The organism is Chloroflexota bacterium, from assembly GCA_013152435.1.
Classification (GTDB): domain Bacteria; phylum Chloroflexota; class Anaerolineae; order DUEN01; family DUEN01; genus DUEN01.
The window spans coordinates 1-6,844 of the sequence record JAADGJ010000033.1; the positions used below are offsets into that span (position 1 = coordinate 1).

Here is a 6,844-nt window from a genome sequence, read left to right on the forward strand (position 1 = left end):
GGGTGGGGTACGTCTGGCCACGTCGTGTGCTGGGGGAAACCGAGAAAAGATGCGTATACAGACACGATACCTTGCCTCGTCCCTGCAAGCGCCATGTATGCCAATATGGACGTTGGACTTTGAAAAGGCCCTAATCTATCCCGGGCGGCGTTAGACGTCGCTGTGAAGGTGATGTATAATCCCTACAATTCAACGGGGATCGGAGAAGGGGCATGAACATCCTGAACCGTCTGTTGGCCATTGGCGTGTTGTTACTGATCCTGGGCGTCGGCGTGCTGGTGGGAGCGTTGCCGTTTCAGAGCCTGGCAGCCATCCAGCAGGCCGTGACCTGGCTGATGGCCGTGCTGTATCAGGCGAAAGAGGCGAGCCCCGTGTTCTTCGTCCTGGGCCAGGTGGCGTGGGTCGTGCTGATCCTCCTCGTGCCCGGCCTGCTGTTGTGGCTGGAGGTCCGCCGTCCCCGGCCGAGAGCAGCTCAGGTCGCCATGGAGGGGATGGCACAGGCTCGCGTGACCACCGATTCCGTGGCCCAGCGGTTGAACTGGCATCTGAGCCAGCTGGCCGACGTGCTCAGCGTCCGACCGAGCGTGCATACCAACGGACGGCGGATCGATGTGATGGTCGAGATCGAGACCGCCCCTGAAATCGAAGTGCCCATGAAGACGGAGGAGGTCGTCGAGGTAACCCGGGAGGTGGTGGAGGACCGCATGGGGCTGCACCTGGGTAGGTTGGACGTGCGGATCCGCCATGCTCCCTTCCAGGAGGCATAAGCGGTGGAGCCGACGATGATCCTCTCGCGCCTCGTCCTCCCCCGCGCAGGAGCTGGTGACATCTGCCGCGTGGCAGCCAGATCTTTCGGAGCTATGCGGCTTCACGAATTGCGCGATTAGAGGATAACATGGATCAGGGCGTTAGCGGGCCAGCGTGACGATCAGAACGCCCTCCTCCAGGCGGACCGACTGCACGGTGAAGTTGGTATACAGATTTTCCAGCAGCGCGTCGATGCTCTCGTCCAGCGTGGACAGGATCGACTTCGGCATGGGAAGCGGGCCGAGGGCACCTTTCACCAGATCGATTTGCAGTTTGTCATCCTCGACGCGAGCGGTGAGCACCAACAACACCTGCGGGTTCATCGGGACCTGAGGGATATCCAGTCGGCCCTCGATGTAGGCGACGCCGGGGTCAAACCACACCTTCGGCTCACGCACGGGCACGTTCTTGTCCGCCATCAGCCGCAGGTTGAGGAACGACGTCAGCTCATCCTCCGTGATGCGCAACTCGACCTGATCGGCCTGCCCGGCTTCCTGCCACGCCTCCTTCCAGCGTGCAAGCAGGGCATCGGCCTCCTCCTCCGAGATATGGAGGGAGCGGTCGGGCGGGTGTGGAGCCAGCCCGAATCCGCCGCACAGGCCGCACCCAAGCAAGAGCAACCACAGCGGGATCAGAAGCACCAGGAACACACGACGGCGCTGTCGTTTGTGGGACATGGACGTTCCTCCAGCATAGGATAGCCCTCGGTCATTCCCCCAGGCTATGGCAGGATTATATCACGGCCGGATAGACCACCGCTCCACTATGGAGCGCCGCAATGCCTACAATCCTCCCGCGAATCGCGGGAGGGAGGGACGGAGCCAGATCTGCACCGCCCTTGTAGACATGTCACGATCTTAGCAGGTGACACGATGGGTGAAACAGGACAGCCTACAGAACGAGAGGAGCTCGATCTGGTCGCGCTGGTGGAGAGCCTGCTCTTCGTGGCCGACGAGCCGGTCCCGCTCGCCCGTCTGGCCGACGCGTTGGAGGCATCCCCGGAGGAGATCGAGGATGCCCTGCACGCGTTGGAGGAATCCTGCCACCACCGCGGCGTGCGCATCCAGCGCAAGGGCGAGCGGGTGCAGATGGTCACCGCACCGGAGGCCGCCCCCTACATCGAGCGATTCCTGGGGCTGGACCTGACCACGCGGCTGTCCCCCGCCGCGCTGGAGGTGCTGGCGATCATCGCATATCGGCAGCCCATCACCCGGGCGCAGATCGAGGCCATCCGCGGCGTGAGCTGTGACTCATCGCTGCGCACGCTGGTCAGCCGGGGGCTGGTTGAGGAGGTGGGACGGCTGGAGCAGGCGGGTCGTCCCATCCTGTACGGGACCACCTTTCAGTTCCTGCAGTACTTTGGCCTGAAAAGCCTGGACGATCTGCCGCCTCTGGAGGACGGGGGGGAGCCACAGGGAGCCCATCTCCTCGCCGGCCGCGAGGACGGCAGCAGCACTGCGGACGCATAGAGCGTCAGACACGAGGATCGGAGTTTCAACGGACCGAGGAGGTTGGTTGGTGAAAGAGTTGACGGCCAGAGCACTGGACCTGGCACAACGCCGTGGGGCCACATACGCGGATATCCGAATCGTCCATACCCGAGATCAACGGATCGTCGTCAAAGATGGCCAGGTAGCCTCCCTGACCGAGCAGACGGATCGCGGTTTCGGCGTGCGGGTCCTGGTGGACGGCGCATGGGGATTCGCCAGCTCGGCGGATCTGACCGCCGATGAGGTGGATCGGGTGACGGCCCAGGCGATCGAGATCGCCCAGGCCAGCGGGCGGGTGCGGGAGCGCCCGGTTGAACTGGGCCCCCCGGAGGTGCACACCGGCCGCTATGAGACGCCCGTGGCGATCGATCCCTTTGCCATCTCCCTGGAGCAGAAGATCGACCTGCTGCTTCGCGCCGACGCCGAGATGCGCCGCGCTCCCCAGGTCCGGGTATCCACCGCCAGCCTGGAGTTCATCCGCATCGAGAAGGTCTTCGCCAGCACGGAGGGCAGTTACCTGGAGCAGGTGATCATCGAAAGCGGCGGCGGCATGGAATGTCACGCGGTAGGCGAGCATGAGACGCAGAAGCGCTCCTATCCCAACTCCTTCGGGCGCCATCAGGTCACCGGCGGCTGGGAGGCCATCCAGGCCATGGATCTGATCGCGCACGGCGCCCGCCTGGGGGAGGAGGCGACGGCGCTCCTGACGGCCCCGCCATGCCCGGATGGGGTGACCACGCTGATCCTGGGTCCCACGCAGCTGGCGCTGCAGATCCACGAATCGTGCGGACACCCCATCGAGCTGGATCGGGTGCTGGGCACGGAGGCCGCGTTCGCGGGCACCAGCTTCCTGACGATGGACAAGCTGGGGCACTTCCGGTACGGGTCGGAGGTGGTGAACATCACCGCCGACGCCACCACGCCGGGCGGCCTGGGAACCTTCGGCTGGGACGACGAGGGCGTGCCAGCCCAGCGCGTGCCCATCGTACGGGATGGGATCTTCGTGGGATATCTGACCAGCCGGGAGACGGCCGCACGTCTGGGACAGCGCTCCAGCGGGGCCATGCGGGCCAGCGGATGGAACCGCATCCCCATCATCCGCATGACGAACATCAACCTGGAGCCGGGGACGTGGAGCTTTGAGGATCTCCTGGCCGACACGGACCACGGGATCTACATGGAGATGAACAAGAGCTGGAGTATCGACGATAAACGCTTGAACTTCCAGTTCGGCACCGAGGTGGCATACGAGGTCAAGGGCGGGAAGCTGGGGCAGCTCTACCGGAACGCCCTCTACACCGGGATCACGCCCCAGTTCTGGGGAAGCTGCGACGCCATCTGCAATGTCGATCACTGGAACGTGTGGGGAACCCCCAATTGCGGCAAGGGGCAGCCGATGCAGATAGCCCATGTCGGACACGGAGCTGCACCCGCCCGCTTTCGGAATATCCAAGTCGGCCACGTGAAGGCTTGAGCCGGAAGGGGCCGACTCATCAGCGCATACAACCGGGGGAGGGATCTTGTTATGGAAAATCTGTGGGTGATTCGCCGACGTAAAAAGATGACGGTGTCCGCCTTGGCGGCTCGATCTGGGGTACCGGCCGATCTCATCCGCGCGTACGAGCGCGGTCAGAAGACGATACCCACCGATCATCTGGAGCGGTTCGCACGGGCGCTGTACGTGGATCCGTGGGACATCAACCCCGTATCCGACGCTCCCCCACCGCCGGTGCGTCGACCGCCTCGACGGCAGGAGGCTCCCGCGGCCGAGCGCGCCGCTCAACCGAAGCCATCGAAACCCAAGCCGAAGCCCAAGCCCAAACCGCAACCCGCTCCCGCCTTTCGGCCGGCGCGCCCGAGCCAGATCGAGCACCTGCGCGGGCTCTTGAAGCATCTGGGGCGAACGGAAGAGGAGCTGGTCGAGGAGATCGGGAAGAAGCTGGAGGACCTGTCCAAGCGTGAGGCGTCCGCCCTGCTGGCCCGCCTTCAGAAAGAGGTGAAGACCCAGGAGCGCAAGACCCCTAAGGGGAAGCGACGGCGCCCCTATCTGCCGGAATCCGTCGACGAGTTCGAACTGCGTTACCTGACCGCCCGTCAGCAGTCGCAGGACGAGATGAGCTTCCACCTGTTCGACGGCAGCGAGGTGCGCGGCCGGGTGGTCGGCTTCGGGCCGTATTCCATCACCGTGGGACAGGCGGATGGGACCGAGATCACCCTGAACAAGCTGGCCATCGCCTACTACCAGACTGTGGGGGAGTCATCATGAGCAGCGGCGACTACCTGCGCTACCTGCGGGCTCTGAAGGGCGGTCCCGATCTGTTCACCGTCAGCGAGGGCAGCGGCGTCCCACCCGGCACCCTGCGGGAGATTGAGCAACGCTATCGGGCGGTGGGCGACGAGGAGACCCTGGAGAAACTGGCGCAGTATTATGACGTCCCCGTCGAGGAACTGCGGTGGCGGCACGAGTGGAGCCGAAAGGCGCTGAGCCTGGCGCTGGACGTCGCCCAGGCGGAGGATGTCCCGATTCAACTCAACCTGCGCACCGGGCAGTCGCTCCGTGGAAAAGTGATCTGGTGGGATCTCGGGGCAACCCTCTTGGAGACGGATGACGGCGATCAAGTGGTGGTGCAGCGGCACATGGTGGACACATGGGAGCCGCGCCTGGAGACCACGGTAAGCGAGGAGAGCGAGTAGCGAGGGAGCCGATGTTGCTAGGGGAACAACGGATCAAAGCGTTGGTCGACCAGGTCCTGCGCGCCTCCCAGGCGGAACACACGGAGGTGATCGTCTTCGTTTACGACAGCCAGCTCACCCGCTTCGCGAACAACGGGATCCATCAAAACGTGGCCGAGCGTGATGTGAGCGTGCGGGTGCGCGCCATCGTCGGAAACCGGCAGGGGGTCGCCTCCACCAACGACCTCTCCCCCGCGGGGATCGCAGGCGTGGCGGAGACGGCGTTGGCCCTGGCCAGGCTACAACCTGAGGCCGATGATCCGCCTCCACTGGCCGACGCGACCGCGCCCGCATCCCTGGACGCGGGGTTCGACGAGGCCACGGCCGCCTGCTCTGCCGCCCGCCGGGCCGAGGCCGTGCGCGTGATGTGCGCGCTGGCGAAGGACGCGGGCCTCATCGCGTCCGGCCTGGTCGGCACGGAGACACTGGAGACCGTCGTGGCGAACGATCAGGGGCTGTTCGCTTATGATCGGGGCAGCGTGGCCGAGATGAAGGCCACCGTGATGAGCGACGACAGCTCCGGCACGGCGGAGGAGGCGGCATGGCGCCTGGGCGATCTGGACCCGGAGGCCATCGGGCGAGAGGCCGTGGAGCGCGCGGTGCGGGGACGAAACCCGCGCCCGCTGCCTGCGGGCACCTATCCGGTCGTGCTGGAGTGCTACGCCGTGGCGGACATGCTTTCCCATCTGGGCATACTGGGCTTCAACGCCCTGGCCGTGCAGGAGGGACGCAGCTTCTTGGAGGGAAAGATCGGCCAGACGGTGATGCATCCCAGCGTCTCCATCTGGGATGACGCCACGGATCCCACGGGGCTGCCCCGCGCATACGACTGGGAGGGCGTGCGCAAGCGACGCCTCTCGCTGGTGGAGGCGGGCGTGGCTCGTGGCGTGGTTTACGACCTGGCCACGGCCCGGAAGGATGGCGTGGAGTCCACCGGGCACGGGCTGCCGGCACCTAATCCCCGCGGGCCGATCCCCGGCCACATGTTCATGGCCCCGGGCGAGGCCACGGTCGAGGAGATGATCGCGGGCATGGACCGCGGCCTGTACGTATCCACATTCCACTACACCCGCGCGGTGCATCCCAAATGGACCGTGGTCACCGGCATGACGCGAGACGGCACCTACTGGATCGAGGGCGGCGAGATCGCCTATCCGGTGAGGAACCTGCGCTTCACTCAGTCCTATGTCGACGCCCTGGCACACGTGGAGGCCGTCGGCCGGGAGACGCGCCTGATACGCAGCTGGCAGGGGGGCTGCCGAGTGCCGGCCATCCGGGTGAGCGAGTTCACCTTCACGGGTACCACGGAATTCTGATTTCGCCCCCTTCCCTGGATCTCCTGCTTGCGGCGGCTCCTATCCGGAGCCGCCGCAAGCAGGAGATCCCGGGAAGGGGGCGAAATCAGAACTCCGTGGTACCCGTGTAGGGATGCAACGGCATTGCGCCTCATTCGCATCAACTGAACAGCATGGGCGAGGCCCCCGCCTGCCACCTTTTCCCTCCACGAGCGGTCGCACCTGAAAGGGGAGATACGGAGGGGAAGCCCCTCCGAGCCACCCCAGAGGTGCGGGACCACGCTTCCGTATCGCTTAATCTGATACCAATGGGGCGATCGACGGGTCACCCCCATTCACATCAACGGAAGGACTCTTCTCAGTCTTGCCTTGCCCGGCTGGAGCAGGGGCTCTGGCTTATGGCCTAAGCTCCCGCCGGACAACAGTCCGGCGACACAGAGCGGACTGTTGTCCGCTTGGAGCACGTATGGACAGGCGCAAAGACTCGGGATATGACCCTATAAAGGGGCTGCGCCCCCT

General features: G+C 65.1%; 7 protein-coding genes. 6 read left to right on the forward strand and 1 reads right to left on the reverse strand.

What is annotated here, in order from left to right:
• The first annotated feature begins 212 nt into the window (after positions 1-212).
• A complete protein-coding gene (locus GXP39_04095; protein NOZ27222.1) occupies positions 213-767 on the forward strand; it encodes a hypothetical protein in 555 nt (184 codons plus the stop codon).
• A gap of 141 nt (positions 768-908) precedes the next feature.
• Here the strand turns inward: GXP39_04095 and GXP39_04100 are convergent, their stop codons facing one another.
• Positions 909-1,484: a hypothetical protein gene (locus GXP39_04100; GenBank protein NOZ27223.1), complete on the reverse strand. Its 576-nt coding sequence runs from the start codon at positions 1,482-1,484 to the stop codon at positions 909-911.
• A 195-nt stretch (positions 1,485-1,679) separates the two neighbouring features.
• Here GXP39_04100 and scpB point away from each other — a divergent pair, with 195 nt between their 5' ends.
• The 5 genes from scpB to GXP39_04125 are packed head-to-tail and all read left to right on the forward strand — an operon-like array spanning position 1,680 to position 6,346.
• Positions 1,680-2,276, forward strand: coding sequence for an SMC-Scp complex subunit ScpB (gene scpB / locus GXP39_04105; GenBank protein NOZ27224.1), 597 nt, complete (start codon positions 1,680-1,682; stop codon positions 2,274-2,276).
• Positions 2,277-2,325: 49 nt separating this feature from the next.
• Positions 2,326-3,771 (forward strand): TldD/PmbA family protein, encoded by a 1,446-nt coding sequence (locus tag GXP39_04110; GenBank protein ID NOZ27225.1) that lies wholly within the window; start codon positions 2,326-2,328, stop codon positions 3,769-3,771.
• Positions 3,772-3,822: 51 nt separating this feature from the next.
• Positions 3,823-4,563 carry a helix-turn-helix transcriptional regulator gene (locus tag GXP39_04115; protein ID NOZ27226.1) on the forward strand — a complete coding sequence of 247 codons (741 nt, stop codon included), beginning with the start codon at positions 3,823-3,825 and terminating at the stop codon, positions 4,561-4,563.
• Positions 4,560-4,991 (forward strand): hypothetical protein, encoded by a 432-nt coding sequence (locus GXP39_04120; GenBank protein ID NOZ27227.1) that lies wholly within the window; start codon positions 4,560-4,562, stop codon positions 4,989-4,991. The genes GXP39_04115 and GXP39_04120 overlap by 4 nt, the downstream gene beginning before the upstream one ends.
• An 11-nt stretch (positions 4,992-5,002) precedes the next feature.
• Positions 5,003-6,346: a TldD/PmbA family protein gene (locus tag GXP39_04125; protein ID NOZ27228.1), complete on the forward strand. Its 1,344-nt coding sequence runs from the start codon at positions 5,003-5,005 to the stop codon at positions 6,344-6,346.
• The last annotated feature ends 498 nt before the right edge of the window (positions 6,347-6,844 follow it).